The organism is Rudaea sp. (assembly GCF_047601565.1).
Lineage (GTDB): Bacteria > Pseudomonadota > Gammaproteobacteria > Xanthomonadales > Rhodanobacteraceae > Rudaea.
Genome location: NZ_JASGIY010000001.1, coordinates 1,035,214 through 1,059,952, shown reverse-complemented (window position 1 = coordinate 1,059,952; position 24,739 = coordinate 1,035,214). Strand labels below are relative to the sequence as shown.

Genomic DNA, 24,739 nt, shown 5'->3' with positions numbered 1-24,739 from the left:
AGCAAAGGGGTCACGCCGCGACCGGCAGCGGTTCGCTCTCGATCCGCGCCGCCGGCGAATTCGCGACGGACAGCTCGCGTTCGCTCCAGTGCAGCACTTCCATCGCGCCGTCGTGGTGCTCGACGAGCACAGTGCAGTGCTCGACCCAGTCGCCGTCGTTGAGGTAGAGCGTGCCGGCCTCGTCGCGGATGCGGCCGCGATGGATGTGGCCGCAGATATGGCCGTCGAAACCCTTTTCGCGCGCGTATTCGGCGACGCGCGTCTCGAAGTCCTCGATGAAGCGCCGTGCGGTGCCGATGCGCAATTTGATGCCGAGCGAGATCGTGCGGTAGTCGAAGCCGAGACGGCGGCGCAGCGCGTTGCCGACGCGATTGAGCGCGCCGACGAAACGCTGCAGCACCTCGCCCACGCGCATCAGCCAGGCCGGCGCCGCGTGCCCGCCGTCGAACTCGTCGCCGTGGCTGACCTTGTAGCGGCGGCCGTCCGCGCCGACGTGCACGGCGTCGAGCGCGATCTCGATGCCGCCGAAGCGCTGCCCGGCGAAGCGGCGCAGCGCCGCGTCGTGGTTGCCCGGAATGAAGGTCACGCGCGTACCTCGCGCGGCGATGGCGAACAGTTCGGTGAGCACCGCCGTATGGCTCGCATGCCAATACGGCTTGAGCAGCATGTTTTCCAGATCGACGATGTCGCCGACGAGATAAAGCCGCTCGCTCGCGGTCTCGCGCAGGAAATCGAGCAAATAGCCGGCCTGGCAGTCGCGCAGGCCCAAATGCACGTCGGAGATGAAAATGCTGCGGTAGCGGCGCGGCGGCATGGCTGACTCCCGGAATCGGTCCGGGAATGCAGCATAAGCAAAAAGTATAAAAAGTTTGTTTCGTGCGGAAGTCAGTGCGGTGACAGGGATTCGAGGGTTGGGGGCCGAGAATCAGCGCATCTCGAACACGCGTCGCGCAATCGGCAGAATGGCTTCGCTCCAGCGGCGATATGCAGCGCCGTTCGGGTGCAAGCCGTCGTCGACGACCCAGTCGGGATGTTCCCGTGAGAATGCGGTCACGTCGACGTAGTGCATGCGGACGGAAAGAGAAATTTCCGCGTTGGCGGCGTTGTACAGATCGATTTCGCGCGCGATCTGCGCCGCTTCGCGCCCGCTTTCGCGGCCGAAGCGGGTGACCCCCCAGTCGGGAATCGAGACGACGATGACGTGCTGCGGCCTGCTGCCGGCCAGTTCGATCGCGCGGTCGAGCAAGACCCGGAATCCGGCGCGATAGTCGGCGACGTTGCGGCCGCGGTACTGGTCGTTGACGCCGATCAGCAGCGAGACGAGGTCGTAAGGCGGATGAAACGCATGCTGCGCCATCGCCGCGGCGAGTTCGTCCGTGGTCCAGCCGGTGCGCGCGAGGATTTCGGGCGCATCGATGCCGAGCGCGCGTGCGAGCTGCACGGGCCAGCGTTCGGCCTCGGCGACGCCTTCGCCGATCGTGTACGAATCGCCGACGGCGAGGTAGGTCATGTGCCTTGCGTAGGAGTTCGATTCATCAAACGTTGCTTGTTGCGAGCATCAACGTAAAGCCGGGCGCGATGAATCGCGCCCCTATGCGACCTGGCGCTGCGGCTGCGTCGCGTCCATGCGTTCGAGCACGCGCTCGATCCGCGCGAACACCTCGCGCATCTGCGGCGCCAACGGCAACAGGGTGATGCGGAAATGGTTGCGCGGCACGCAATTGAAACCGCGGCCCGGCACGATCAGCACGTTCTCGCTTTCGAGCAGGTCGAGCGCGAAGGCTTCGTCGTCGAAGCCGGGCAGGCGGTCGGCGCGCACGCTCGGGAACGCGTACATCGCGCCCTTCGGCGCGACGAGGTCGAGATAGCGGCTCGCCGCGCAGGATTCGATCACGGCCTGCCGCGTCTCGTACAGGCGTCCGCCGGGGGCGACGAGTTGCGCGATCGTCTGCGGCCCTTCGAGCGACGGCGCGATCGCGTACTGGCCGGCGACGTTCGCGCACAGGCGCAGGCTTGCGAGCAGGTCGAGCGCCGCTTCGAGCGGTTCGATCGCGGCTTTCGCGCCGGTCATCGATAGCCAGCCGACGCGATAGCCGCAGGCGCGCTGCACCTTGGAGAGACCATCGAACGTCAAACACGGCACGTCGCCGGCGATCTTCGCCAGCGGGGTGAACTCGGCCTGGTCGTAGACGATCTCGTCGTAGATTTCGTCCGACATCAGCACGAGGCCGTGCCGGTCGGCGATGCGCACGATCGCCTCGAGCAATTCGCGCGGATAGATCGCGCCGGTCGGATTGTTCGGATTGACCAGCACGATCGCGCGCGTGCGCGGCGTGACCAGCGCCTCGATCTCGGCCGCGTCGGGCGTGTGCTCGCGCTCGGCCGGGCAGGTGTAGTAGACCGGCCTGCCGCCGTTGAGCGTGACCGCGGCGCTCCACAACGGGTAGTCCGGGCTCGGCAGCAGCACCTCGTCGCCGTCGCTGAGCAGCGAGCGCAGGGCGAGGTCGATCAGTTCGCTGACGCCGTTGCCGATGAAGATGCGGTCGACGTGCGCCTGGGCGATGCCGTGTTGATGCTGCTGGGCGACGATCGCCTCGCGCGCCTCGACCAGGCCTTTCTGGTGGCAATAGGCTTCGCTCGACACGAGATTGCGCTCGATCGCCTGACGCACGTGGTCGGGCACGGTGAAGCCGAACACGGACGGGTTGCCGATATTGAGCTTGGCGATCTTGCGGCCGGCGGCCTCGAGCTCGAGCGCGCGGCGGGCAAGCGCGCCGCGGATTTCGTAGCGCACGTTTTCCAGCCGCGCGCCGGTGCGCACGGGGCGGTTGACTCGACTCGACTTGCCTTGGATCGACATGGAACGACGGCCTCTGCGGGCATTTCACGATATTTGAACGGGCCATCCTAGCCGAACAAGGCGTGAATTCAAGCATTTTGCGGGCAACGTTCTGCGCGGCGGTTAGAATCCGTCCATGCAGTTCGATGAGGAAACCCTATCCCGGCTCGCCGCGATCGGCTGGCGCGTGGACGCGCCGTTGCCGGACGGCACGGATCCGGCATGGCGCGCGGCGCGCGTCGTCGTCCAGCACCGCAACGGCTACGTGCTCAACGACGGCAGCGACGAGTTTCCCGCGCAGCCCGCGCCGCGTTTTCTGCGTCGCCGTGCCGCACCGGAGGATCGCCCAGCGGTCGGCGATTTCGTCCTCGTCGACGCGGCGACTCCGGCGGTGATCCACGCGGTGCTGCCGCGGCGCACGACGCTTGCGCGCGCCGCCGCGGGCGAGCGCTACGCGCGCCAGATCATCGCGACCAATATCGATACCGCGTTCGTGCTGATGGGCCTCGACGGCGACTTCAATCCGCGCCGCATCGAACGCTACCTGCTGCTGCTCGCCGGCAGCGGCGTTCGTCCCGTGATCGTGCTGACCAAGGCCGATTTCCTCGCCGATGCGGCCATGCACGCCGAAATCGCCGCGCTGCGCGCGCAGATTCCGCAGGAGGTCGAACTGCACGCGATGAACGTCAAGCGCGCGCCGATGGTCGCGCCGCTGCTGCGCCATTTGCAGCGTGGCGATACCGCGGTACTGCTCGGTTCGAGCGGCGCGGGCAAATCGACGCTGACCAACACCTTGCTCGGCCACGCGCGCCAGGCCACGGGCGCGGTGCGCGAGCACGACAGCCGGGGCCGCCACACGACCACGTACCGCGCGCTGATCACGTTGCCGAGCGGCGGCTGCCTGATCGATACGCCGGGCATGCGCGAGCTGAAACTCACCGGCGAGGAGGACCTCGCCGAAGCGAGCTTCGACGACGTCGAAGCGCTTGCGCTCGAATGCCGGTTCGGCGACTGCGCGCACGGCGCCGAACCCGGCTGCGCGGTGCGCGCCGCGCTCGAGTCGGGCGCGCTCGATCCGGCGCGCTGGGACAGCTACAGGAAACTGCGCGGGGAACTCGGCGTGGCCAACGAATCGCTGGCCGCGCAACTCGAACGCAAGGCCGGCGCCAAGGTGCAGACGCGCGCGCTCGGCAAGCGTCTGGTCGACAAGTACGGTCGGCGTTGATGGATCGGTCGCCCGCTCCCTCGGCTTCGATGCCCTCGCCCGCGACGCGGGCGGCGATCGAGCGGGCCAGACAGGCGTTGCAGCTCGGCGACTTCGGGCGCGCCGAGCGCGACCTGCTCGGCGCGCTCGCGTCCGCTCCCGGCAGCACCGAGGCATTGCGTCTTATGGCGACGTTGCGCAATGCGCAGGGCCGCCATGCGGAGGCCGTCGACCTGCTGCGCCATTCGCTGCAGTTGCGCGAGGACGATGCGCTGGCGCACAACAGTCTCGGCAATGCGCTCGGGCGGCTCGGCGACAAAGCGGGCGCGGTGGCCGCGTTCGCGCGTGCCTGCGAACTGGCGCCGCACGTCGCCGCGTTCCGGTACAACCACGGCAAGGCGCTGGTCGAGGATGCGCGCGACCTGCAGGCGCTGCCGGTGCTCGAACAGGCGCTGCGGCTGGCGCCGGACGATGCGCGCATCGGCTTTCTGCATGCGCGTACGTTGCGCGTGAGCGGACGCCCGGACGAAGCGGCCGAACGCTATCGCACGATGCTGCGCGCCGATCCCGGCAGCGCCGAGGCATGGCTCGGATTGAACGGCCTGAAGCATCTGCGTTTCGATGCGGCCGACGTCGCCGCGATGGAACGCGTGCGCAACGGCAAGCTGTCGATCGACGACGCCAATTCGATCCGCTTCGCGCTCGCGCGCGGCTACGAGGATGTGGATCGCTACGAGGACGCTTACCGCACCTATCTCGACGCCAACGCGCACGTGCGCCGCCGGATCGTGTGGGACGCGGCCGCGTTCAGTGCGCGCGTCGACGAATTCCTCGCCGTCGATGTGGCGGACGTGCCCGACGGCATGCGCGGCAGCGAAGTCGTTTTCATCGTCGGCATGCCGCGTTCCGGGTCGAGCCTGACCGAGCAGATACTCGCCTCGCATCCGCAGGTCGATGGCGCCGGCGAACTGCCCGATCTGCCCGAGGTGCTGCGCGAGGAATCGCAGCGCCGCGGAAAACCGTTTCCGCACTGGGTTGCGGAAGCGGGCGCGGACGACTGGCGGCGCCTGGGCGAGCGTTATCTCGAACGCACCGCGCGTTGGCGCCGGGAACGGCCGCGCTTCACCGACAAGCTGCCCGACAACTGGCGGCACGTCGGCGCCATCGCGGCGATGTTGCCCGGTGCGCGCGTCGTCGTGTGCCGGCGCGATCCGCTGGAAACCGCGCTGGCCTGTTTTCGCGAGTTGTTCGCCGGCGGCGGCCAGGCGTTCAGCTACGACATCGCCGACATCGGCGCGTATTCGCGCGATTTCGATCGCGCCGCGCGGCATTGGCTGCTGCGCCATCCCGAGCGCGTATGCCCGCAGGGCTACGAGGCGCTGCTCGCCGATCCGGAAGGCCAGGTGCGCGCCCTGCTCGATTTCTGCGCGTTGCCGTTCGATCCGGCCTGCCTGCGCTTCCACGAGACCGTGCGCGTGGTGCGCACCGCAAGCGCGACGCAGGTGCGCGAACCGTTGCGTCGCCCGACCCTGCGCGCACCGAAATACGGCGCGTTGCTCGATCCCTTGCGTGCCGCGCTGGGTCTGCCGGCGCTCGCGCAGGATGCGCCGGCAGCGAAGTGACGTGCGGACGCGCGTTGCGCGCTTGAAAAATCGCGCCGATGCGATAGTGTGTGGATGCACGGGGTGGATGGCATGTCCGACGACGCAGCATCGCTCAACGCATTCGCCGAGATCGACCGTCGCCTCGTCGCGGCGGTCAAGGGCATCAAGCTGCTCGGCGCGGTGAGCTGGCCGGCCTCGGTGCAGGCGCAGTTTCTCGACGGCTGGCGCCGCGGTCAGCCGAAGCTTCCGGCTGTCGGCTATGCGAAGCAGGACTACTCGGCCGCGCGCGAGGAACTGGAGAACATCTTCCTCGCCGCCGATGCGCAGCATCCGGTCGGCGACTACCTGCGCCGGGCCGCACAATCGTGGATCTACGCGACCGGGCTGCTCGACGCGGCCGGCACGCCGGCGATCACCGAGCATTCCGCGCGCCTGTTCGGCCGCCCCGGCGACCGCCTGCCGGGCGGCGCGGTCAGCAATCTCGACGCCGCGCGGCACTTCATCGAACTCGCCGACGAGCTCGGCGGCGAACTCGACGAAAAAGACGATGCCGCGTGCATTCCGGCCGAACAGCTCTGCGATGAACTCCAGCGCGAAATCGGCGCTTTCTTCGTCCACGACAGGATCAGCGTCGAACTCGACCCCGACTTGATCGCCAAGGCCGCCGCGGGCCCGACGCGCATCCGCCTGCGCGCCGGCACGAATTTCTCCGCTTACGACCATCATCAATTGCTCGAACACGAAGCCTTCGTGCATTCGCTGACCGCGCTGAACGGACGCCGGCAGCCGCATCTGAAATCGCTGGCACTGAACTCGCCGCGCATCACCGCGACGCAGGAGGGCCTCGCCACGTTCGCCGAGTTGATGTCGGGCGTGATCGACATCGGCCGCATGAAGCGCATTTCGCTGCGCATCGTGGCGATCGACAAGGCGCTGGCCGGCGCCGATTTCATCGAGGTGTTCAAGTTCTTCCTCGGCGCCGGGCAGAACGAAGCCGACAGCTTCACCTCGGCGATGCGCGTGTTCCGCGGCGCGCCGACCACGGGCGGCGCCGCGTTCACCAAGGACACGGTCTACCTGCACGGCCTGCTGTCGGTGCATACGTTCTTCCGCTGGGCGTTCAAGCATCGCAGGCTCAAGCTCTGCCGCAGCCTGTTCGCCGGCAAGATGACCCTGCACGACGTGCTTGCGCTCGAGCCCTATTTCGATTCGGGCTTCGTCGCCGCGCCCGTTTATATTCCGCCGTGGGTGCAGAACGCGCACGGGCTCGCCGGCACGCTCTCGTTCTCGCTGTTCGCCAACCGCATCCGCCTCGATCGCGTCGAAGCGGAGGATCTGGTGTTGGGGGTTTGATTTTTTCTGCCCGTCATTCCTGCTTTCGCCGGAATGACGGTACCAACGGAGACTTTTGATCATGCGAAACATGCTGCCGCTTGCGGTCCTGCTTTCCGTCGCTTCTGGCTCGGTCGTCGCCGCCGAATCCTCCGCCCAGCTCGCGCAAAGCGTGCTGCCCGACGTGACGAAATGGCGGCGTGACTTCCACCAGCATCCGGAACTGTCGAACCGCGAAACGCGCACCTCGAAGATCGTCGCGGACGAATTGAAAAAGCTCGGCTACACCGTGCGCACCGGCATCGCCCACACCGGCGTCACCGGCGTACTCAAGGGCGGCAAGCCCGGGCCGAAACTCGCGATCCGCGCCGACATGGACGCGTTGCCCGTGACTGAGCAGGTCGATCTGCCGTTCGCCTCGAAGGCGACCGGCGAATATCTCGGCAAGACCGTCGGCGTCATGCATGCCTGCGGCCACGATGCGCACACGGCCATGCTGCTCGGCATCGCCGAGGTCTTCGCGAAGATGAAGAACGACCTGCCGGGTGAGGTCATGCTGATCTTCCAGCCCGCTGAGGAAGGCGTGCCGCCGGGCGAGACGGGCGGTGCGCCCGGCATGGTGGCCGATGGCATCTTCAAGGATTTGAAACCCGACGCGATCTTCGGGATGCACGTGGTCAGCACGCTCCACGCCGGCATCGCCGGTGTCCGTCCGGGCGGCACGCTGGCGAGTTCCGACACGTTCCACATCACGATCCACGGCCGCCAGAGCCATGGCGCGGTGCCGTGGAACGGTATCGACCCGATCGTCACGGCGTCCGAGATCGTCCTCGACGCGCAGACCATCGTCAGCCGCCAGCTCAACATCAACAAGCAGCCTGCGGTGCTCACGTTCGGCACGTTCAACGGCGGCCAGCGTTTCAACATCGTGCCCGATTCGGCCGAACTCGGGGGGACGATCCGCACGTTCGACGAAGGCATGCGCGTACAGATCAAGACCAGCCTGACCAACATCGCGCAACACGTCGCCGCCGCGAACGGGGCGACGGTGGACGTGCACTTGCCCGAAACCGACGCCGACCGCAATCCGGTCACCTACAACGATCCCGCGCTCGCCGTGCGCGTGCGCGCCAGCCTCGAAAAAGCGCTGGGCAAGGATCATGTCGTCGAGTCCGAGCGCTGGACCGCATCGGAGGACTTCCCGTACTTCCCGCTCGGCGCGAAGGCGCCGGCGGTATACTTTTTCGTCGGCGCGACGCCCGCGGGGCAGGATACCGCTACTGCGCCGACCAACCATTCGCCGAAGTTCTTCCTCGACGAGGGCGCGCTGCCGGTCGGCGTTGCGGCGATGCTGCAGGCCAGCCTGGATTTTCTTTCGGGATCGTAGGCGCGCGACTCAGCCCGGTGCGAAGCGCACGGTGAACGCGGCGCCGCCGAGATTTTCCGATTTCGACACGGTGAGAATGCCGCGGTAGGCGCGCAGCAGGTCCTGCACGATGGCGAGGCCGATGCCGTGGCCCTGCACGCGCTCGTCGCCGCGCACGCCGCGCTGGAGCAGGTGCTCGACCTTGTCCTCGGGGATGCCGGGACCGTCGTCCTCGACGATCAGGAGCAGGCCGTTGCGCCGCGTGCCGGCCGCGCCCGGCATCGCGCGCGCGGTCAGCAGCACGCGGTGCGCGGCCCATTTGAACGCGTTTTCGAGCAGGTTGCCGAGCAGTTCGAGCAGGTCGCCCTCCTCGCCGTAGAACTGCGCTTTCGGGTCGATGTCGAATTCGCAGAGTATATTTTTTGTGGAATATACTTTTTCCAGCCCGCTGACGATCTCTTCGGCATGCGGCTCGATCAGGATCGGCGCGGCGAAGGTCGAATGCCCGCTCGTCGCCGCGCGCGAGAGCTGGTAGGCGACGATCTGGTCCATGCGCCCGACCTGTTCGAGCACGGTCCAGCGGAATTCCTTGCCTTCGACGCCGGTTTCGAGCTGGCTGCGGATCACCGCGAGCGGCGTCTTCAGGCTGTGGGCGAGGTCGGCGAGCGTGTTGCGGTAGCGCTTGAGGCTGTTGCGCTCGCTGTCGATGAAGTCGTTGATGCTGCGCGACAGACGCTTGAGTTCGAGCGGATAGTCGGTCGACAGCCGCTCCTGCTCGCCGTGTTCGACGCGGACGAGTTCGATCGCGATGCGCCGCGTCGGCTGCAGGATCCAGCGCACGAGGCCGAGCAGCAGCAGCAGCAGGCCGACGACGAGGCCGCCGAACGTGAACACGAGGCTGCGGCGGAACACGTTGCGCTGCGCATCGAGGTGCCTCGCGTCCTCGGCGACGTGGATTGTCGTCAGCACCGGTTCCTTGCCGGGCACGGGCCAGGACAGTCCGACGCTGTACAAGTATATTTTTCCGCCGGCGCCGTCGACCGGCGCCTTCGTGAACGCGGTGGCGCCGGGCTTGAGCATCGCGTCGAACTGCGGCAGGTCGGTGACGGCGTAGGCCGACTGCGAGCGCCAGTTGTCGCGGCGCACGCCATCGACCTCGACCGGGCCGACCATGCCGGCGTAGAAGCCGCTGTCGGGGCTCAGGAACGGCTCCGGATCGATTTCGGGCGGAATCCAGCGCCGCGCGCGGCTGACGTCGGACTTCGCCATGTAGGCTTCGGCGTAGCCCTGCAGCCGGTCGTGCAGGCTGATCAGCAGGGTGTCGTAGATCGCGCGGTCGAGCGCGACGCCGGCGAGGCCGAGGAACGCGGTCAGGATGACGCTGGCCGCGAGCAGCGAGCGCGCTTGCAGGGAAAGAGGTCGGCGCGCCATGCGTGGGGGATGTACGGGAACTACTTGGCCGCGGTTTCGCCTTCGGCCTCGTGCGTGCCTTCGCTGCGCGGAATCGCGAAGCGGTAGCCGCGGCCGCGCACCGTCTCGATCGGCTTGAGCGAGTTGTCCGGATCGAGCTTGCGGCGCAGGCGGCCGATGAACACTTCGAGCACGTTGGAGTCGCGGTCGAAATCCTGCTGGTAGATGTGCTCGGTCAGGTCGGCCTTGGACACCAGTTCGCCCGCGTGCAGCATCAGGTATTCGAGCACCTTGTATTCGTAGCTGGTCAGGTCGGCTGGCGCGCCGTTGACGTGCACGGTCTGCGCGGTCGTGTCGAGCACGATCGGGCCGCATTCGAGCGTGGGCTTGGTCCAGCCCGAGGCGCGGCGCACGAGCGCGTTGATGCGCGCGAGCAGTTCCTCGACATGGAACGGCTTCACGAGGTAGTCGTCGGCGCCGTGCTTGAGACCCTGCACCTTGTCCTGCCAGCTCGAGCGGGCGGTGAGGATGAGGATCGGATATTTCTGCCCGGCGTCGCGCAGGTCCTTGACCAGGTCCATGCCCGACTTCTTCGGCAGACCCAGGTCGATGATGGCGACGTCGAACGGCACCTCGCGGCCGAGGAAAGTGCCTTCCTCGCCGTCGGCGGCGGTGTCCACGGCGAAACCGTCGCGCTTGAGGCGCGCGGCGAGGGTTTCACGCAACGGGGCTTCGTCTTCGACCAGCAGTACGCGCATGATGGTAGTCCTGTGGGGTCAGTTTTCGGCAGGAACCTCGATGATCTTCACCTGACCGTCGCGCGTCAGCACCTTGATCCGGTAAATCGTCTTGTGGCCCTGCATTTTGGTTTCGGCCGAGAGTACCTTGCCGCCGCTTTCGTGCTGCACCTTGGCGATCGCCTCCTGCATCGTCAGCGCGGCATGGGCATCATGCGACGCGAACGCGAAGGCGGCAAGCAGCAGGATCGTGGCGCAGCGGAGTTTCATTTCGAACGCACAGCGGAGGAGTCGGAAAAAAACCGTCGCCGCGGAATGCGCGGCAGGGAAGGTCACTATGGGAAAGCCGATTGAATTGGGCCTGAACTATAGGAGCCTGCACGGCCGATCAAGCGGCGCAAGCGCAATCGCGCAGGCCCGACATCGCCCGTTCGACGACGCGGAAGTCGGCGCCGGGCCGGTGCATGCCCTCGCTCAGCGTGCGGCGGAACGCGCGCGCACCCGGCAGGCCGAGATAGAGGCCGAGGACATGCCGCGCCATATGGCTCAGCGCTTCGCCCCGGGCGAGCCGCGCCTCGACGTACGCACGCAGGCGCCGCAGCACTTCCTCGCGCGCGGGCGGCGGTGTGCCGAACAGCGCCGCCTCGCAGCGTGCGAGCACGAACGGATCGTGCCAGGCCGCGCGCCCGAGCATCACGCCGTCGACGATTGCGCAATGCGCCTGCGCGGCCGCCGCATCGACGATGCCGCCGTTGATCACGATCGCGAGGCGCGGAAATTCCCGCTTCAGCCGGTACACGCGCTCGTAATTGAGCGGCGGAATCTCGCGGTTCTCCTTCGGCGAGAGGCCGTGCAGCCACGCCTTGCGCGCGTGCACGATCAGCGTCTGCAGGCCGGCGCCGACCTGCGCCTCGACGAAGCGGTGCAGGTCCTCCTCGTCGTCCTGTTCGTCCACGCCGATGCGGCATTTCACCGTCACCGCCACGTCGCGATCACGGCCGCACACGGCGGCGCGCGTCGCCGCGACGCAGTCGGCCACGAGCGCCGGTTCGCGCATCAGGCAGGCGCCGAAGCGCCCGGACTGCACGCGGTCGGACGGGCAGCCGACGTTGAGGTTGATCTCGTCGTAGCCCCATTCCGCGCCGATGCGCGCGCACTCGGCCAGTTCGCGCGGCTCGTGGCCGCCGAGCTGCAGCGCGACCGGATGTTCGGCCGCGTCGAAGTCGAGATGGCGCGCGCGGTCGCCGTGCAGGATCGCGCCCGTCGTCACCATCTCGGTGTACAGGCGCGCGTGCGGCGACAGCAGGCGATGGAAGTACCGGCAATGGCGGTCGGTCCAATCCATCATCGGGGCGACACACAGCGTCCAGGGATTGACGATCGGCAGGGACACGCGAGAAACGAAACGGATTCGGGGCGCGAATGGTAGCGGATTCGCCACTCGCGCGACGAATCCGTCAGACGCTTCGATTTTCGAGGCCGCAGTACGCGGCAAGTTGGCGCAAGGCGTCGTCGTCGGCGATTGCGGTTTGCGCGCGCCGGAATTTCTCGACTTCGTCGCGCGCCGGCACGCCGGTCTGTGCGCCGAGGCGAGTCGTGGCGAGCGCGCCGGCGGCGCTGGCGAACGCGAGCGCATCCGGCAGATCGGAGCCTTGGCACGATGCCGCGGTGAACGCGCCGCAGAACGTGTCGCCGGCACCGGTCGTGTCGACCGGGCGGACACGATACGCGGCGCGCAGGTGGAACTCGCCGCGCGCGCGCGCGCAGGCGCCGCGCGCGCCGAGCGTGACGATCACGCAGGGCACGGCGAGATGCGTCAGCGCCTCGGCGATGCGGCCGCGGAGGCCGGTGGTGATCGTCGCCAGTTCGCCTTCGTTGACGATCAGCACGTCGAGCGCATCGAGCAGCGCGGTCGGCAGTTCGCGCGCCGGCGCGGCGTTGAGCACGACGGTCACGCCCGCCGCGCGCGCGGCGACGGCATAGGCCGTGACCGTGTCGATCGGCGTTTCGAGTTGCAGCAGCAGATGGCTCACGCCAGCCAGCGGCGGCAGATGCTCGGCGCGCAGCAGCGCATTCGCGCCGGGCGCGACGGTGATCGCATTCTCGGCATCGTCGGCGAGGCAGATGAAAGCCGTGCCGGTGGCGGTCTCGCGCGTGCGCACCACGTGCAGTTCGACGCCGGCGCCACGCAGCGAGGCTTCGAGCGGCGCGGCGTATGGGTCCTCGCCGAGCGCGAGCAGCATGCGCGTCGTTGCGCCGCCGGCGCGCGCGCAGGCGACGGCCTGGTTTGCGCCTTTGCCGCCGGGGAACGTCGCGAACTCGCGTCCGAGCACGGTTTCGCCCGGCGCGGGCACGTGCGCGGCGCGCACGACGAAGTCGAGATTGGCGGAACCGGCGACGAGAATGGCGTTGCTCACGGACAGGGGCGGACTGGATTCGGGCGGGTTCGATTCTATGCCGATCCCCGCCGGTCGCTGCGAATCGACCCTGGATTTTGCTCATGGTCGCCGGCATTCTTTCTGGAACACGCTTTTTCAGGGGCGAGCTCAGGGATTCCTGTGGATAACTTTGTGCATAGCATTCCTCTTGCACAGGTGGAGAAAATCGGTTAGGCGGTGGCTCGGTCGGGCCAACTATCGGGATGAACCTGTAACTAGCTGTTTTTCATATGTTTATTCCCACCCATTCCATGCGATCGCGGTGTAAAAAGCCGCAAATGCAGCGAATGTCGCATTGTGTATAAATCCACCGGCCAAGTGCCTGTGGCGACGCAAGAATTTTGCAACAAAACGCGCGTAATCTCGCCCGCATCAGGCGTCGCATCATGGTCAGGGACCTCAAGCGGCGTGCGGGATGCGCACGGCGCGGCAAGGCGCACGGAAGGCCGACAGGGATGTATCGACGCCTGAACTTGTCTTCGCTTACCCCGCTTGCGGGGGGAGGAAACAAGCGGCGTCGTCACGGGTGTTTCGTAGACAACCCCTCAGATCTGGCCGAGTTGCGCCAGCGAAGCGACCTTGCCCGAACCGACGATGAGGTGATCGAGCACGCGCACGTCGATCAGGCGCAGTGCGCTGCGCAGTTCGCCGGTGACTTCGCGGTCCGCCTGGCTCGGTTCGGCCACGCCCGAAGGGTGGTTGTGGGCGAAGATCGCCGCCGCCGCGTTGTGCGCGAGACAGCGCCGCACGACTTCGCGTACGTGCACGTTCGCGCCGTTGACCGAACCGCGGAACAGTTCCTCGAACGCGATCATGCGATTGCGGGTGTCGAGAAACAGGCAGGCGAAGACCTCGTACGGATAGCCGGCCAGCTTTGCGCGCACGAAATCGGCGCAGGCGAGCGGATTGCTCAGCGCGTCGGGGCGGTCGAGGTCGACGGCGAGGTGGCGCTTGCCGAGTTCGAGCGCGGCGAGCAGGCGGCAGGCCTTGGCCGCGCCGAGACCCGGCAGTGCCGCGAGGGCGGTGGAATCCAGTTCGAGCAGACCTTTCAGGCCGCCGTTGCAACCGAGCAATTCGCGGCCGAGATCGACCGCGGTCTGACCGTGCCGGCCGCTGCCGAGGAAAATCGCGAGCAGTTCCGCGTCGGACAACGCCGCCGCGCCGCGCGCGACGAGTTTTTCGCGCGGGCGTTCTTGGCAGGGCCAGTCGAGAATCGTCATGGCAATAGTTTCGATCGATATGACGGCCGTGCGCCGTGGGGCGCGACGTAAATTCCGGTAAGCTATCCGCGCATTTCCTCGTCCCCGGATTTCCTACATGGCGTCGCAGCACGAAGCTCGAAACGGTCTCGCCGGCCTGCGTATCCTGCTCGGCGTATCGGGCGGAATCGCGGCGTACAAGGCGTGCGAACTCGTGCGCCGTCTGCGCGACGCGGGGGCCGAGGTGCGCGTCGTGTTGACCGCGAACGCGGCGCGCTTCGTCACCCCGCTGACGTTCCAGGCGCTGTCCGGCCAACCGGTGCGCAGCGGCCTGTGGGACGAGGCCGCCGAAGCCGCGATGGGACATCTGGAACTGGCGCACTGGGCGCAGCACATCGTGATCGCGCCGGCGAGCGCCGATGTGATCGCACGGCTCGCGCACGGCTTCGCCACCGACCTGCTGACCACGCTGTGCCTCGCCAGCGAGGCTCCGCTCGCGATCGCGCCGGCGATGAACCTGCGCATGTGGGCGCATGCGGCGACGCAGGCCAACGTGGCCGTGTTGCGCAGCCGCGGCGCGGTCTTCCTGGGCCCGGCCGAAGGCCGTATGGCCGAGCCGGAATCCGGCCCCGGCCGCCTGCTCGAACCGCACGACATCGTCGCCGGGCTGACCGCGCTGTACGGGCCGAAACGGCTTGCCGGCAAACGTGTGCTCGTCAGCGCGGGGCCGACCTACGAGGACATCGACCCGGTGCGCTTCATCGGCAACCGCAGTTCCGGGCGCATGGGTTTCGCCGTCGCCCAGGCCGCGGCGGAGCAGGGCGCGAACGTGCAGCTCGTCGCCGGCCCGGTGCATCTGACGACGCCGCCGGGCGTCGCGCGCGTCGACGTGCGCAGCGCGCGCGAGATGCGCGAAGCGGTGATGGCGCGCGCCGAGGGCAGCGACATCTACATCGGCGCGGCCGCCGTCGGCGATTTCCGTCCGCACGAGATCGCACCGCACAAGCTCAAAAAGAACGGCGGCGCGTTGACGCTGAGCCTCGACGAGAATCCCGATATCCTGGCCGGCGTCGCCGCGCTGGCGCGGCGACCGTTCGTCGTCGGCTTCGCCGCGGAAACGCAGAACATCGAGACCTATGCGCGCGCCAAGCTCGAACGCAAGAAGCTCGACCTCATCGCCGCGAACCGGGTCGGCGAGGGCCACGGTTTCGACGCCTGCGAAAACGAGATCCTACTGATCTCGCGCGACGGCATCGAGCGCTTCGCCCGCGCCGACAAGCTCGCGCTCGCGCGCCAGCTCGTCGCGCGGATCGCCGAGAAAGCGCAGGCGAAGAACGAAGGGCGAGGGACGGGGAGCGAGAGCCGGCGCAAACTCGTTCCCGTGCGTGCGCGGACGCGCACGCGATGATCGATGTCGAACTGAAAATCCTCGATCCGCGTCTCGGCAACGAGATTCCGCTGCCGGCGCGGGCGACGCCGGGCTCTGCCGGCATGGACCTGCGTGCCGCGCTCGATGCGCCGTTGACGCTCGCGCCCGGAGCGAGTGCATTGATTCCCACCGGCATCGCGATCCATATCGGCGATGCAAGCCTTTGCGCAATCATCCTGCCGAGGTCGGGACTGGGTCACAAACACGGTCTCGTGCTCGGCAACCTGGTCGGCCTGATCGATGCGGATTACCAGGGTCCGTTGATGATTTCCTGCTGGAATCGCGCGACGGCTGCGTATACCATCGCGCCGGGGGAACGCATCGCGCAACTCGTCTTTTTGCCGGTGGCGCTGGCGCGGTTTCGTGTGGTCGAGGATTTTGATGCCAGCGAGCGCGGCGTCGGCGGATTCGGCCACTCCGGCAGCGCGTAGCCGCGCGTCGCCCCTTGGCACGATTACTGGGGGAATCGAGCATGGGAAGCTGGCTTGCGAAAAAGAAAAACGATGCTTTGCCCGACGCCGAATTCCACGGCGCCGCACAGGCCGATGCGCCGTCCGCGCCGGCTCCGCGAGTGCGCGCCGAACCGGTGGGACTGGCTCGCTACGCCATGCTGGTCGGCGCGTTGCTGCTGTGGATCCTCGGCGCCTTTTTCGTCTGGCAGGCGTGGCTGGTCTACACCGAGCAGGACGACATCGCGCGCATCGAAGCCGTTCGCGCCGCCGCGGTCGACGCGCTGAGTCGGTTTCTCGCCGACACGAACACGCGCCTGCAACGAGTGCTGACCAGCGACGCGGTGACGGCGCCATTGAGCGGTGAATGGGAGAGCGGCCGCGAAGCCGCGATAGAGGCGGCGAAACAGGCGCTGCCCGACCTCGTCGTCGTCGATTTCCATCGGCCCGACATCGCCGACGTGCTCGCCGCCGATTTCGCCAAGACCGGATACGCGCGCTCGGCCATGCTCGTGCAGGCCAGCAGCACGCATGCCGCGGTGCCGGCGCAGTCGACCACGGGCGAGGGCGGAAAGCGTCTGCTGGCGTTCGCATCGCCGGTGACGCGCGAAAACCGGATTCTCGCCTACGCTTATGCCGCGTTTCCGCTCGATTCGCTGCTTGCGGTATTGCGCAAAGCCGGGTCCGGCGCGGCCCGGATCGAACTGCGCCAAGGCGCGAGCATGAACGAATTCGTCGTCGCGAGCGTCGGCAGCAACGGCGGCGATTCGTCCGATATCGTCGGCAAACCGATTGCGAACAGTCTGTTCCGCGTCGGGATCATGCCGCCTGCGTCGTTGATTTTCGTGCCGCGCAGCCTCGTTCTCCTGGGTGTGCTCGCCTTGCTGGCTTTGGCTGTCGGCGGAATAATGTTCTATGCCCGTCTCGTCGGTTGGCGCGCGGCGTTCGACCGCTTGTTGCGACGCAGTCCGCCGGCTGGCCCGGACGTGATGGACGAAATCCTCAAGGAGCCGGTTCCGATGTCAGCACCCGCCAAGCCCGCGCCGTCCGCGGCAGTCGAAGATCAGGACGACGTCCACGTCAGCCGCAGCATGTTCCGCGCCTACGATATCCGCGGCGTGCTCGGCAAGACCTTGAATGCCGACGTCGCGCGCCTGATCGGTCGCGCGATCGGCAGCGAGATGGCGAGCCGCGGCCTTGCGACGATCGCGGTCGGCCGCGACGGCCGCCTGTCCGGCCCCGCCCTGTCCGCGGCGCTGATCGAAGGCCTGCGCGCGGCCGGCGCCAACGTGACCGACATCGGTGCGGCGCCGACGCCGGTGCTCTATTTCGCCACCTATCACCTCGGGCTCGGCTCCGGCGTCATGGTTACCGGCAGCCACAACCCGCCCGACTACAACGGCTTCAAGATCGTGCTCGGCGGCGAGACGTTGTCGGAAGACGCGATCCAGAAACTCTATACGCGCATCGTCGAGAAGGATTTCACCAAGGGCGCGGGTACGCTCGAAAAGCGCAACCTGATTCCCGACTACATCGAACGCATCGTCGGCGACGTGCGCCTCGCACGCCCTCTCAAGATCGTCGTCGACTGCGGCAACGGCATACCGGGCGCGGTGGCGCCGGAGTTGTTCGAGCGCCTCGGCGCCGACGTCGTGCCGTTGTTCTGTGAGGTCGACGGCAATTTCCCGAATCATCATCCGGACCCGTCCGATCCGCACAACCTCGAAGACCTCATCCTGACGGTCAAGCAGGTCAAGGCGCATCTTGGCATCGCTTTCGACGGCGACGGCGACCGCCTGGGCGTGGTCACGCCATCCGGCGAGGTGATCTTCCCCGACCGCACGCTGATGCTGTTCGCGCAGGACGTGCTCTCGCGCGACGGCGGCGCGACGATCATCTACGACGTGAAGTGCACCGGCAAGCTCGCGTCCGTGATCGAGCAGGCCGGCGGCAAGCCGCTGATGTGGCGCACCGGTCATTCGCTGATCAAGGGCAAGATGCGCGAGAACGGCGCCGCGCTGGCCGGCGAGATGAGCGGGCACTTCTTCTTCAAGGAGCGCTGGTACGGCTTTGACGACGGCCTCTACGCCGGCGCGCGTTTGCTCGAAATCCTTTCTTCCGACGCACAGCAGCGCCTGCCGCAGGAAATCTTCGAAACCCTGCCGAACAGCGTGAGCACGCCCGAGCTGAAGATCGAACTGGCCGAGGGCGAGCACTACAAGTTCATCGAGCGCTTCAGGCAGGAAGCGAAATTCGAGGGCGCCACGATCAACACGATCGACGGTGTCCGCGCCGACTGGCCCGACGGCTGGGGCCTCGTGCGCGCCTCGAACACCACACCGGTACTCGTGCTGCGCTTCGAGGCCGAGAACATGGACGCGCTCAAGCGCGTGCAGAACCTGTTCCGCGCGCAGTTGCACGCGGTCAATCCGAAGCTGAAGCTGCCGTTCTGAGCGTAGACGCGCGGAACGGCGCGTCCCTTACTACGGCGTCTTCTGCTGCGCCGCGCGCAGTTCGCGATAATGGGCGAGTTCGGCCCGCGCCCGCTGCTCCGACTGTTCCCGCTCGGCAAGCTTGGTTGCAGTGAACTTCTTTTGCGCTTCCACGTTTTCGCGCAGCGTTTCGATCTGCTGCTTCACGGGTGCCGGTACGGGTTTGCCGTCGCGCTCGAAGGTCGAGGCGTAGGCGAGTTGCTCGGCGAGGCTCTTTTCCTGATCGGCCTGGCTGACCTTGACGTTGGCGAGTTCCTGGTCGATCGCCACGATGCGGCCTTTCTGTGCGTCGATCAATGCCTGCTCGGAGGAGTAGGCCTGCAACAACTGTTGATCGGCCCGCGCGGCTTCGGAGGCGCGCTGCTTGTCCAGCGTGCTGGCGGCTGCGGCATTCGCTTCGACCTGCTTTTCCTCGGCGGTCTTGGCCCGGTCGACGTGCCGGACCACCGAACCGCGCGCATTGATCACGTCGTAACCGGCTTGCAGCGCTTCGGCCGTGGGTGAGTCGGCGTACTGTACGCTGCCGTGCGGATCGATCCAGCGATAGCGATTGTGGGCGGCCTTGTCTTGCGCGGCGGCGTTCGACGCGGCGGCGGTGAGGGCGAACGTCAGGGCGATAACGATGGTGGGGCGCATGGTGGTTTCCGTGATTGGCGCGAAGCATACATCGGGCGCGGGGCAGCGCGCCGCCCCTCACTCGCCGGCGGCGTAGGCGCGGCGGTATGCTTCCATGCGTTCGCGGTGCGCGGCGAGTTCGGGCCGCGCGGCGACGAGCGCGAACAGGTCGGCGAGGCGTGCGATCGCGACGACCGGCACGCCGAATTCGCGCTCGACTTCCTGCACGGCCGACAGCGCGCCCTGGCCGCGCTCCTGGCGGTCGAGCGCAATCAGAATACCGGCCGCGGTCGCCCCGTGTGCGGCGATCAGCGCCAGCGATTCGCGGATCGCAGTGCCGGCGGTGATCACGTCGTCGACGATCAGCACGCGACCCTCGAGCGGTGCGCCGATCACGACGCCGCCTTCGCCGTGCGTCTTCGCCTCCTTGCGGTTGAATGCCACCGGCACGTCGCGCCCGGCGGCGTCGGCCAGCGCGATCGCCGTCGCGGTCGCGAGCGAAATGCCCTTGTAGGCCGGCCCGAACAGCGTGTCGAATTCGATGCCGGAATCCAGCGCCGCCTGCGCATAAGCGCGCCCGAGCACCGCGAGCGCCGCGCCCGAGTCGATCGTGCCGGCGTTGAAGAAGTACGGACTCACGCGCCCCGATTTGAGGGTGAACTCGCCGAAGCGCAGCGCGTTCCTCGCGAGGGCGAGGTCGAGGAAGGATTGCTGGTGGGGAAGCATGTGATTGGTGATTGGTGATTGGTGATTGGTGATTCGATGATAGCAACGCCGCAGGCCGCATCGAAATTTGCAGTCGGATATCACGTCGCCGAAATCTTCAGGGAGCCCGATCGGCAAATCCGGTACCCTACGAATCACCCATCACGAACCACCAATCACGTGAAAATCCTCACCTTCAACGCCAACGGCATCCGCTCCGCCGCGAACAAGGGCTTCTTCGACTGGCTGAAAAAGCAGGATGCCGACGTGGTCTGCCTGCAGGAAACCAAGGCGCAGGAAGACCAATTGACCGATCCGATGTTCCGCCCGGACGGCCATCACTGCTTCTATCGCGACGCGACGACGAAAAAGGGCTACTCGGGCGTGGCGATCTATGCGAAGCGCGAGCCCGACGAGGTGCGCACCGCGCTCGGCTGGGCGCCGTTCGACGACGAGGGGCGCTACATCGAAGCGCGCTTCGGCAAGCTCAGCGTGATCTCGTTCTACATCCCGTCGGGGACCTCGGGCGAGGAGCGGCAGGCTTTCAAGTTCAAGGTGATGGATTGGCTCAAACCGATCTTCGACGAATGGCTGGAGTCCGGCCGCGAGTACGTGCTGTGCGGCGACTGGAACATCGTGCGCGCGAAAAACGACATCAAGAACTGGACCTCGAACCAGAAAAACTCTGGCTGCCTGCCGCCCGAGCGCGCCTGGCTCAACGGCCTGATCGCCGACGCGCACGGCGATGGCGAAACTGCACCGCCGAGAACCGGCTGGCGCGATGCGTTCCGCGTCGCCAAGCCCGACACGGTCGAGTACACGTGGTGGTCGGCGCGCGGCGGCGCGCGCGCGAACAACGTCGGCTGGCGCATCGATTACCAGATCGTCACGCCGGGGCTGGGCAAGAAGGTGGAACGCTGCGAGATCACGCCGGCGCCGCGCTTCTCCGACCACGCGCCGATGTTGGTCGAATACCGGTGACGCGAATACCGGTGACGGAGCCGGTTCCCGCCGGTGCGCAGCGCCCGCGTACGCTCGCGGCGGTCGCCTTGCTCGGATTCGGTTCGGGTCTGCCCGTCGCGCTGTCGTTTTCGACGCTCGAGGCCTGGTGCGCGGTCAGCGGCCTGAGCCTGAAGACCATCGGTGCGATCAAGCTCGTCGCGCTCGCCTACGTGTTCAAGTTTCTGTGGGCGCCGCTGATCGACCGGTTTTCGCTGTCGCCGCTGGGCCGGCGGCGCGGCTGGATGCTGTGGATGCAGGTCGGCATCGTCGTCGTGCTCGTGCTGATCGCGGGCCTGTCGCCGCAAACTTCGCTGCCGGCGATCGCGCTGCTGGCGGTCTTGCTGGCGACGCTATCGGCAACGCAGGACATCGCCGTCGACGCGTATCGCGCCGATCAACTGTTGCCGCGCGATCGTGGCTTGGGCGCGGCGTTCGGCGTCGGCGGCTACCGCGTCGCGATGGTCGTGTCGGGCGGCCTTGCGCTGATCCTCGCGGGCCATTACGGGTTTCGCTTTGCCTATCTGGCGATGGCGGCGTTGATGGGCGTCGGCATCGTCGGCACGCTGGTCGCGCCGGAACGCCGGGCGGCGAAGGAATCCGCGCATTCCCTCGTGCGGGCCTATGTCGAACCGTTGCGCGAATTTCTCGTGCGCACGAAGGCGGTGCAGTGGCTTGCGCTGATTCTTCTCTACAAACTCGGCAATGCGTTCGCATTGAGCCTGTCCAGCACGTTTCTGCTGCGCGGCGCCGGTTATGCGTTGAGCGAGGTCGGCTGGGTCAACAAGGTGTTCGGACTCGCCGCCACCGTGGTCGGCGCTTTCGCCGGCGGCCTGCTGCTCGAACGCTGGTCGCTGCGGCGCGCGCTGTGGGTGTTCGGTGTGCTGCAAGGCTTGGGCGCGTTGGGATTCTTCGCCATCGCCCTCGGCTGGCAGGGTTACCCGGCCTTGGTAACGGCCGTGGCGGCGGAGAATTTCACCTCCGGTCTGGGCACCGGCGCCTTCGTCGCTCTGCTGATGACCCTGTGCGACAAACGGTTCAGCGCGACGCAGTATGCGTTGTTCAGCGCGCTCGATTCGGCCGCGCGCATTTTCGTCGGCCCGGTGGCGGGCTGGATCGCGGCGGACTATGGCTGGGTCGTCTATTTCGCCGTCAGCCTCGCCTGCGCGTTGCCGGGCCTGTTGTTGCTGGCTGCGCTGCACGGACAATTCGCGCGGCTCGACGCGAAATCGTCGACGGCTTAGCCGCCCCCGTAATATACCCCGCCGAGGACGCGCGGTCCGCGTGCGCCGGTGACGCTGTATACGTTCGGTGCGGCGCGATTTTCCAGGCGCTCACGCGCGAGCCAGGCGAAGGTCATCGCTTCGACGAAGTCGGGATCGATGCCGAGCCTGGCGATGCTGGCGACGGGAATCGGTGCGAGCGCCTGTGCAATCGCCGCCATCAATACCGGATTGTGCACGCCGCCGCCGCAGACCCAGACCTCGCGCGCGTCGCGCGCATGCGCGTGGATCGCGTCGGCGATCGTCAACGCGGACAGCGCGACGAGGGTCGCCTGCACGTTCTTCGGCGCGATTGCGAGGCCGCGCAGATGCTCGGCCAGCCATGCCAGATGGAACACTTCGCGGCCCGTGCTTTTCGGCGGCGACTCGGCGAAGTACGGCTCGGACAGAAGGCGCTTGAGCAGCGTATCGTCGATACGGCCCGAGGCGGCGAACGCGCCGTCCTTGTCGAAGGGCTGGTCGCGGTGCCTGGCGATCCACGCGTCGAGCAGGCAGCTCGCGGGGCCGGTGTCGAAGCCGCGCAGCGGTTTTTTCTTGTCGCCCGCAAGGATCGTGATGTTGGCGATGCCGCCGAGGTTGAGCACGACGCGCGTCTTGCCGTCGTGCGCAAGCATCGCCGCGTGAAACGCGGGCGCGAGCGGCGCGCCGTGGCCGCCCGCGGCGATGTCGCGACGGCGGAAATCGGCGACGGTGGCGATGCCGGTCGACTCGGCGATCACGTTCGGATCGCCGAGCTGCATCGTGTACGGCGCCGCGCCGAGCGGGCGGTGGCGCACGGTCTGGCCGTGCGAGCCGAGCGCGCGGATCCGGGTTGCGTCGATCTTTTCCCGCTTCAGCAATGTCAGCGCGGCCGCGGCGAACGCGCGCGCGATCTCGACGTCGAGCGCGCCGAACTCGTCGAGCGCGATGCGCCCGTCGCCTTGCGCGAGCGCGAGGATGCGCCGGCGCAGGTCTTCCGGGTAGGGATGCGTCAGGCCGGCAAGCAGCTTCGGCTTGCGCGCGAACGAAGCCAGGGCGACGTCGATGCCGTCGGCGCTGGTGCCGGAGATCAGACCGAGATACAGCGCCGCCACGACCTCACGACGCTACTTCGCCGAAGCGAGCTGCGTGGCCTCGAGCTGGTTGAGCCGGGCGAGCATCGGCTGCGTCTGCGTACGGAAGCGCGCGAGTTCGACGCCGGGCAGCGGCTCCGGCGGCAGCGTCGTCACCGTCAGCGGGTTGCGGTGCTGGCCGTCGACGCGGAATTCGTAATGCAGATGCGGGCCGGTGGCGAGGCCGGTCATGCCGACGTAGCCGATCGTCGCGCCCTGCGCGACGCGCTGGCCGACCTGGTAGCCGCCGAGGCGCGACATATGGCCGTACAGCGTCGAGTTGTGCGCGTTGTGCTGGACGATGACGACGTTGCCGTAGCCCGGCTGCCAGCCGCGGAACGCGATCTTGCCGTCGCCGGCGGCGCGGATCGGCGTGCCCATCGGCGCGGCATAGTCCACACCCTTGTGCGCGCGCATGAGGCCGAGGATCGGGTGCATGCGCGCGACCGAGAAATACGAGGTGATGCGGGTGAAATCGAGCGGCGTACGTAGGAAGGTCTTCTTCAGAGGCCGGCCTTCGGCGCTGTAGTAGCTCGTCTCGCCGGCGCCGTTGGTGAAGCGGAACGCGGAGTAGCGCTTGCCTTTGTTGACGAACGTCGCGGCGAGGATGTCGCCGTCGCGCAGGCGTTCGCCTTCGCGGTAGACGTCGTCGTAGATCACGGTGAAGCTGTCGCCCTGGCGCAGGTCCTGGGCGAAGTCGATGTCGTAGCCGAACGCGTTGGCGAGTTGCAGCACCATCGCATCGCTCATGCCGGCCGCCTCGCCCGCGCCGAACAGCGAGGAATCGATGACGCCATGGGCGACGTGGGTGCGGCGCTCGACGTTGCGCTCGAGCGGCGTCTGCCTGACGCCGTCGGCGGTGAAGTTCGCGATCACGCGCGTGCGGTCGTCGCGGTCGAAGCGGATCGCGCGCAGGCCGCCGGCGCCGTTGCGCAGGAAGGCGAATTCGTCGCCGGGGTGGATGCTGCGCAGGCAGCGCGTGTTGCCGGGATCGTCGAGCAGGCGCGCGAGGTCGGTCGCATTGAGGTTCTGCTGCTGGAAAATGTCGGCGAGCGTCTGCCCCGACTTGACCTTGACGACCTGCCAGGCGTCGTCGTCGGCGAGCGCGTCGCTCGGCACGGCGTCGGTCGCGGCAGACAAGGCCGTCTCTTCGGGCGATAATGCCGGCAGCGGAAGGTCGAGCGTGGTGCGTGGCGCGTTGTCGGCATCGCGCATCGCCAGTGCCCAGGTCGGGATCGTCGCGCCCGCGGCGACGAGCACCGCGACGATGGCGCCGGCGAGAACGACGTGCCTGCGCCGCCACGACAGCGGCGCTTTCGCGAGCGGCCCTGTGACGATGCGTTGTATAGAAGTCCACTTTGCGGCGTTCGTGGACGCGTCGGCTGCGCCGTTCAATGGAGCGATGCGGGTGGCGCAGGAGTGTTTTTTGTTCAGATTCACGGCCGGTTTCCGACAAAACAGCCCGTACCATATACAGTCGGATACTTTGCGTCAATCCTTTGATTTTCAAAGGGTTCCGGCGGGTTTCTCGACTAATGATTTTTTAA

Annotated in this window: 22 protein-coding genes; 9 read left to right on the top strand and 13 right to left on the bottom strand. The window is 67.3% G+C overall.

The features are described 5' to 3' along the window. Window positions 1-10: 10 nt before the first annotated feature. The 3 genes from QM741_RS04530 to QM741_RS04520 form a co-directional block, all read right to left on the bottom strand. Window positions 11-814 carry a UDP-2,3-diacylglucosamine diphosphatase gene (locus QM741_RS04530; protein WP_415206545.1) on the bottom strand — a complete coding sequence of 268 codons (804 nt, stop codon included), beginning with the start codon at window positions 812-814 and terminating at the stop codon, window positions 11-13. A 111-nt stretch (window positions 815-925) separates the two neighbouring features. After that, the gene (locus tag QM741_RS04525; protein WP_415206544.1) at window positions 926-1,510 is read right to left on the bottom strand and encodes an SGNH/GDSL hydrolase family protein; all 585 of its coding nucleotides are present in this window, start codon (window positions 1,508-1,510) and stop codon (window positions 926-928) included. An 81-nt stretch (window positions 1,511-1,591) separates the two neighbouring features. Then, window positions 1,592-2,860 carry an aminotransferase class I/II-fold pyridoxal phosphate-dependent enzyme gene (locus QM741_RS04520; RefSeq protein WP_415206543.1) on the bottom strand — a complete coding sequence of 423 codons (1,269 nt, stop codon included), beginning with the start codon at window positions 2,858-2,860 and terminating at the stop codon, window positions 1,592-1,594. A 115-nt stretch (window positions 2,861-2,975) separates the two neighbouring features. On the opposite strand from QM741_RS04520, the gene rsgA reads away from it, so the two are divergent. The 4 genes from rsgA (at window position 2,976) to QM741_RS04500 (ending at window position 8,366) form a co-directional block, all read left to right on the top strand. After that, a complete protein-coding gene (gene rsgA / locus QM741_RS04515) occupies window positions 2,976-4,064 on the top strand; it encodes a ribosome small subunit-dependent GTPase A (protein WP_415206542.1) in 1,089 nt (362 codons plus the stop codon). 29 nt (window positions 4,065-4,093) lie between these two features. Beyond that, window positions 4,094-5,665 carry a sulfotransferase gene (locus QM741_RS04510; protein WP_415206541.1) on the top strand — a complete coding sequence of 524 codons (1,572 nt, stop codon included), beginning with the start codon at window positions 4,094-4,096 and terminating at the stop codon, window positions 5,663-5,665. A 72-nt stretch (window positions 5,666-5,737) separates the two neighbouring features. Next, window positions 5,738-7,000, top strand: a complete 1,263-nt coding sequence (locus QM741_RS04505) for a flavohemoglobin expression-modulating QEGLA motif protein (protein WP_415206540.1) — start codon at window positions 5,738-5,740, stop codon at window positions 6,998-7,000. 61 nt (window positions 7,001-7,061) lie between these two features. Further along, on the top strand, window positions 7,062-8,366 hold the full coding sequence (locus QM741_RS04500) for an amidohydrolase (protein WP_415206539.1): 1,305 nt from the start codon (window positions 7,062-7,064) through the stop codon (window positions 8,364-8,366). 9 nt (window positions 8,367-8,375) lie between these two features. Here QM741_RS04500 and QM741_RS04495 read toward each other — a convergent pair whose 3' ends face one another. The 6 genes from QM741_RS04495 to radC all read right to left on the bottom strand — a co-directional run bounded on the left by QM741_RS04495 (window position 8,376) and on the right by radC (window position 14,150). Continuing rightward, window positions 8,376-9,776 carry an ATP-binding protein gene (locus QM741_RS04495; RefSeq protein WP_415206538.1) on the bottom strand — a complete coding sequence of 467 codons (1,401 nt, stop codon included), beginning with the start codon at window positions 9,774-9,776 and terminating at the stop codon, window positions 8,376-8,378. Window positions 9,777-9,796: 20 nt separating this feature from the next. Next, the gene (locus QM741_RS04490) at window positions 9,797-10,513 is read right to left on the bottom strand and encodes a response regulator transcription factor (RefSeq protein ID WP_415206537.1); all 717 of its coding nucleotides are present in this window, start codon (window positions 10,511-10,513) and stop codon (window positions 9,797-9,799) included. An 18-nt stretch (window positions 10,514-10,531) separates the two neighbouring features. Further along, the gene (locus tag QM741_RS04485) at window positions 10,532-10,828 is read right to left on the bottom strand and encodes a PepSY domain-containing protein (RefSeq protein ID WP_415206536.1); all 297 of its coding nucleotides are present in this window, start codon (window positions 10,826-10,828) and stop codon (window positions 10,532-10,534) included. A gap of 52 nt (window positions 10,829-10,880) precedes the next feature. Further along, the gene (dusA, locus tag QM741_RS04480) at window positions 10,881-11,885 is read right to left on the bottom strand and encodes a tRNA dihydrouridine(20/20a) synthase DusA (protein WP_415206535.1); all 1,005 of its coding nucleotides are present in this window, start codon (window positions 11,883-11,885) and stop codon (window positions 10,881-10,883) included. 64 nt (window positions 11,886-11,949) lie between these two features. Then, a complete protein-coding gene (locus QM741_RS04475; RefSeq protein ID WP_415206534.1) occupies window positions 11,950-12,909 on the bottom strand; it encodes a ribokinase in 960 nt (319 codons plus the stop codon). Between the two features lie 566 nt (window positions 12,910-13,475). Next, window positions 13,476-14,150 (bottom strand): RadC family protein, encoded by a 675-nt coding sequence (gene radC, locus QM741_RS04470; protein WP_415206533.1) that lies wholly within the window; start codon window positions 14,148-14,150, stop codon window positions 13,476-13,478. Window positions 14,151-14,247: 97 nt separating this feature from the next. Here radC and coaBC point away from each other — a divergent pair, with 97 nt between their 5' ends. The 3 genes from coaBC to QM741_RS04455 are packed head-to-tail and all read left to right on the top strand — an operon-like array spanning window position 14,248 to window position 18,460. Next, complete coding sequence (gene coaBC, locus QM741_RS04465; RefSeq protein WP_415206532.1) at window positions 14,248-15,537, top strand: bifunctional phosphopantothenoylcysteine decarboxylase/phosphopantothenate--cysteine ligase CoaBC; 1,290 nt, start codon at window positions 14,248-14,250, stop codon at window positions 15,535-15,537. Beyond that, window positions 15,534-15,989, top strand: a complete 456-nt coding sequence (gene dut, locus QM741_RS04460; RefSeq protein WP_415206531.1) for a dUTP diphosphatase — start codon at window positions 15,534-15,536, stop codon at window positions 15,987-15,989. The genes coaBC and dut overlap by 4 nt, the downstream gene beginning before the upstream one ends. 41 nt (window positions 15,990-16,030) lie before the next feature. After that, complete coding sequence (locus QM741_RS04455; RefSeq protein ID WP_415206530.1) at window positions 16,031-18,460, top strand: phosphomannomutase/phosphoglucomutase; 2,430 nt, start codon at window positions 16,031-16,033, stop codon at window positions 18,458-18,460. A gap of 30 nt (window positions 18,461-18,490) precedes the next feature. Here QM741_RS04455 and QM741_RS04450 read toward each other — a convergent pair whose 3' ends face one another. Further along, a complete protein-coding gene (locus tag QM741_RS04450; RefSeq protein ID WP_415206529.1) occupies window positions 18,491-19,135 on the bottom strand; it encodes a hypothetical protein in 645 nt (214 codons plus the stop codon). Window positions 19,136-19,192: 57 nt separating this feature from the next. Next, window positions 19,193-19,840, bottom strand: a complete 648-nt coding sequence (gene pyrE, locus QM741_RS04445) for an orotate phosphoribosyltransferase (protein ID WP_415206528.1) — start codon at window positions 19,838-19,840, stop codon at window positions 19,193-19,195. 159 nt (window positions 19,841-19,999) lie between these two features. Between pyrE and QM741_RS04440 the strand changes: the two genes are divergently transcribed. Next, window positions 20,000-20,800 carry an exodeoxyribonuclease III gene (locus QM741_RS04440; RefSeq protein WP_415206527.1) on the top strand — a complete coding sequence of 267 codons (801 nt, stop codon included), beginning with the start codon at window positions 20,000-20,002 and terminating at the stop codon, window positions 20,798-20,800. Further along, window positions 20,797-22,062 (top strand): AmpG family muropeptide MFS transporter, encoded by a 1,266-nt coding sequence (locus QM741_RS04435; RefSeq protein WP_415206526.1) that lies wholly within the window; start codon window positions 20,797-20,799, stop codon window positions 22,060-22,062. Before QM741_RS04440 ends, QM741_RS04435 begins: the two co-directional genes overlap by 4 nt. Here the strand turns inward: QM741_RS04435 and QM741_RS04430 are convergent. Then, the gene (locus QM741_RS04430; RefSeq protein WP_415206525.1) at window positions 22,059-23,174 is read right to left on the bottom strand and encodes an anhydro-N-acetylmuramic acid kinase; all 1,116 of its coding nucleotides are present in this window, start codon (window positions 23,172-23,174) and stop codon (window positions 22,059-22,061) included. The two genes, QM741_RS04435 and QM741_RS04430, sit on opposite strands and share 4 nt — an antisense overlap. A 12-nt stretch (window positions 23,175-23,186) precedes the next feature. After that, on the bottom strand, window positions 23,187-24,632 hold the full coding sequence (locus tag QM741_RS04425; RefSeq protein WP_415206524.1) for an OapA family protein: 1,446 nt from the start codon (window positions 24,630-24,632) through the stop codon (window positions 23,187-23,189). Window positions 24,633-24,739 lie beyond the last annotated feature (107 nt).

What these genes read in the sequence shown, in the direction of transcription:
- QM741_RS04530 (WP_415206545.1), bottom strand. Translation starts at nt 814, where the DNA reads ATGCCGCCGCGCCGCTACCGCAGCATTTTCATCTCCGACGTGCATTTG.
- QM741_RS04525 (WP_415206544.1), bottom strand. Translation starts at nt 1,510, where the DNA reads ATGACCTACCTCGCCGTCGGCGATTCGTACACGATCGGCGAAGGCGTC.
- QM741_RS04520 (WP_415206543.1), bottom strand. Translation starts at nt 2,860, where the DNA reads ATGTCGATCCAAGGCAAGTCGAGTCGAGTCAACCGCCCCGTGCGCACC.
- rsgA (WP_415206542.1), top strand. Translation starts at nt 2,976, where the DNA reads ATGCAGTTCGATGAGGAAACCCTATCCCGGCTCGCCGCGATCGGCTGG.
- QM741_RS04510 (WP_415206541.1), top strand. Translation starts at nt 4,094, where the DNA reads ATGCCCTCGCCCGCGACGCGGGCGGCGATCGAGCGGGCCAGACAGGCG.
- QM741_RS04505 (WP_415206540.1), top strand. Translation starts at nt 5,738, where the DNA reads ATGTCCGACGACGCAGCATCGCTCAACGCATTCGCCGAGATCGACCGT.
- QM741_RS04500 (WP_415206539.1), top strand. Translation starts at nt 7,062, where the DNA reads ATGCGAAACATGCTGCCGCTTGCGGTCCTGCTTTCCGTCGCTTCTGGC.
- QM741_RS04495 (WP_415206538.1), bottom strand. Translation starts at nt 9,776, where the DNA reads ATGGCGCGCCGACCTCTTTCCCTGCAAGCGCGCTCGCTGCTCGCGGCC.
- QM741_RS04490 (WP_415206537.1), bottom strand. Translation starts at nt 10,513, where the DNA reads ATGCGCGTACTGCTGGTCGAAGACGAAGCCCCGTTGCGTGAAACCCTC.
- radC (WP_415206533.1), bottom strand. Translation starts at nt 14,150, where the DNA reads ATGACGATTCTCGACTGGCCCTGCCAAGAACGCCCGCGCGAAAAACTC.
- coaBC (WP_415206532.1), top strand. Translation starts at nt 14,248, where the DNA reads ATGGCGTCGCAGCACGAAGCTCGAAACGGTCTCGCCGGCCTGCGTATC.
- dut (WP_415206531.1), top strand. Translation starts at nt 15,534, where the DNA reads ATGATCGATGTCGAACTGAAAATCCTCGATCCGCGTCTCGGCAACGAG.
- QM741_RS04455 (WP_415206530.1), top strand. Translation starts at nt 16,031, where the DNA reads ATGGGAAGCTGGCTTGCGAAAAAGAAAAACGATGCTTTGCCCGACGCC.
- QM741_RS04450 (WP_415206529.1), bottom strand. Translation starts at nt 19,135, where the DNA reads ATGCGCCCCACCATCGTTATCGCCCTGACGTTCGCCCTCACCGCCGCC.
- pyrE (WP_415206528.1), bottom strand. Translation starts at nt 19,840, where the DNA reads ATGCTTCCCCACCAGCAATCCTTCCTCGACCTCGCCCTCGCGAGGAAC.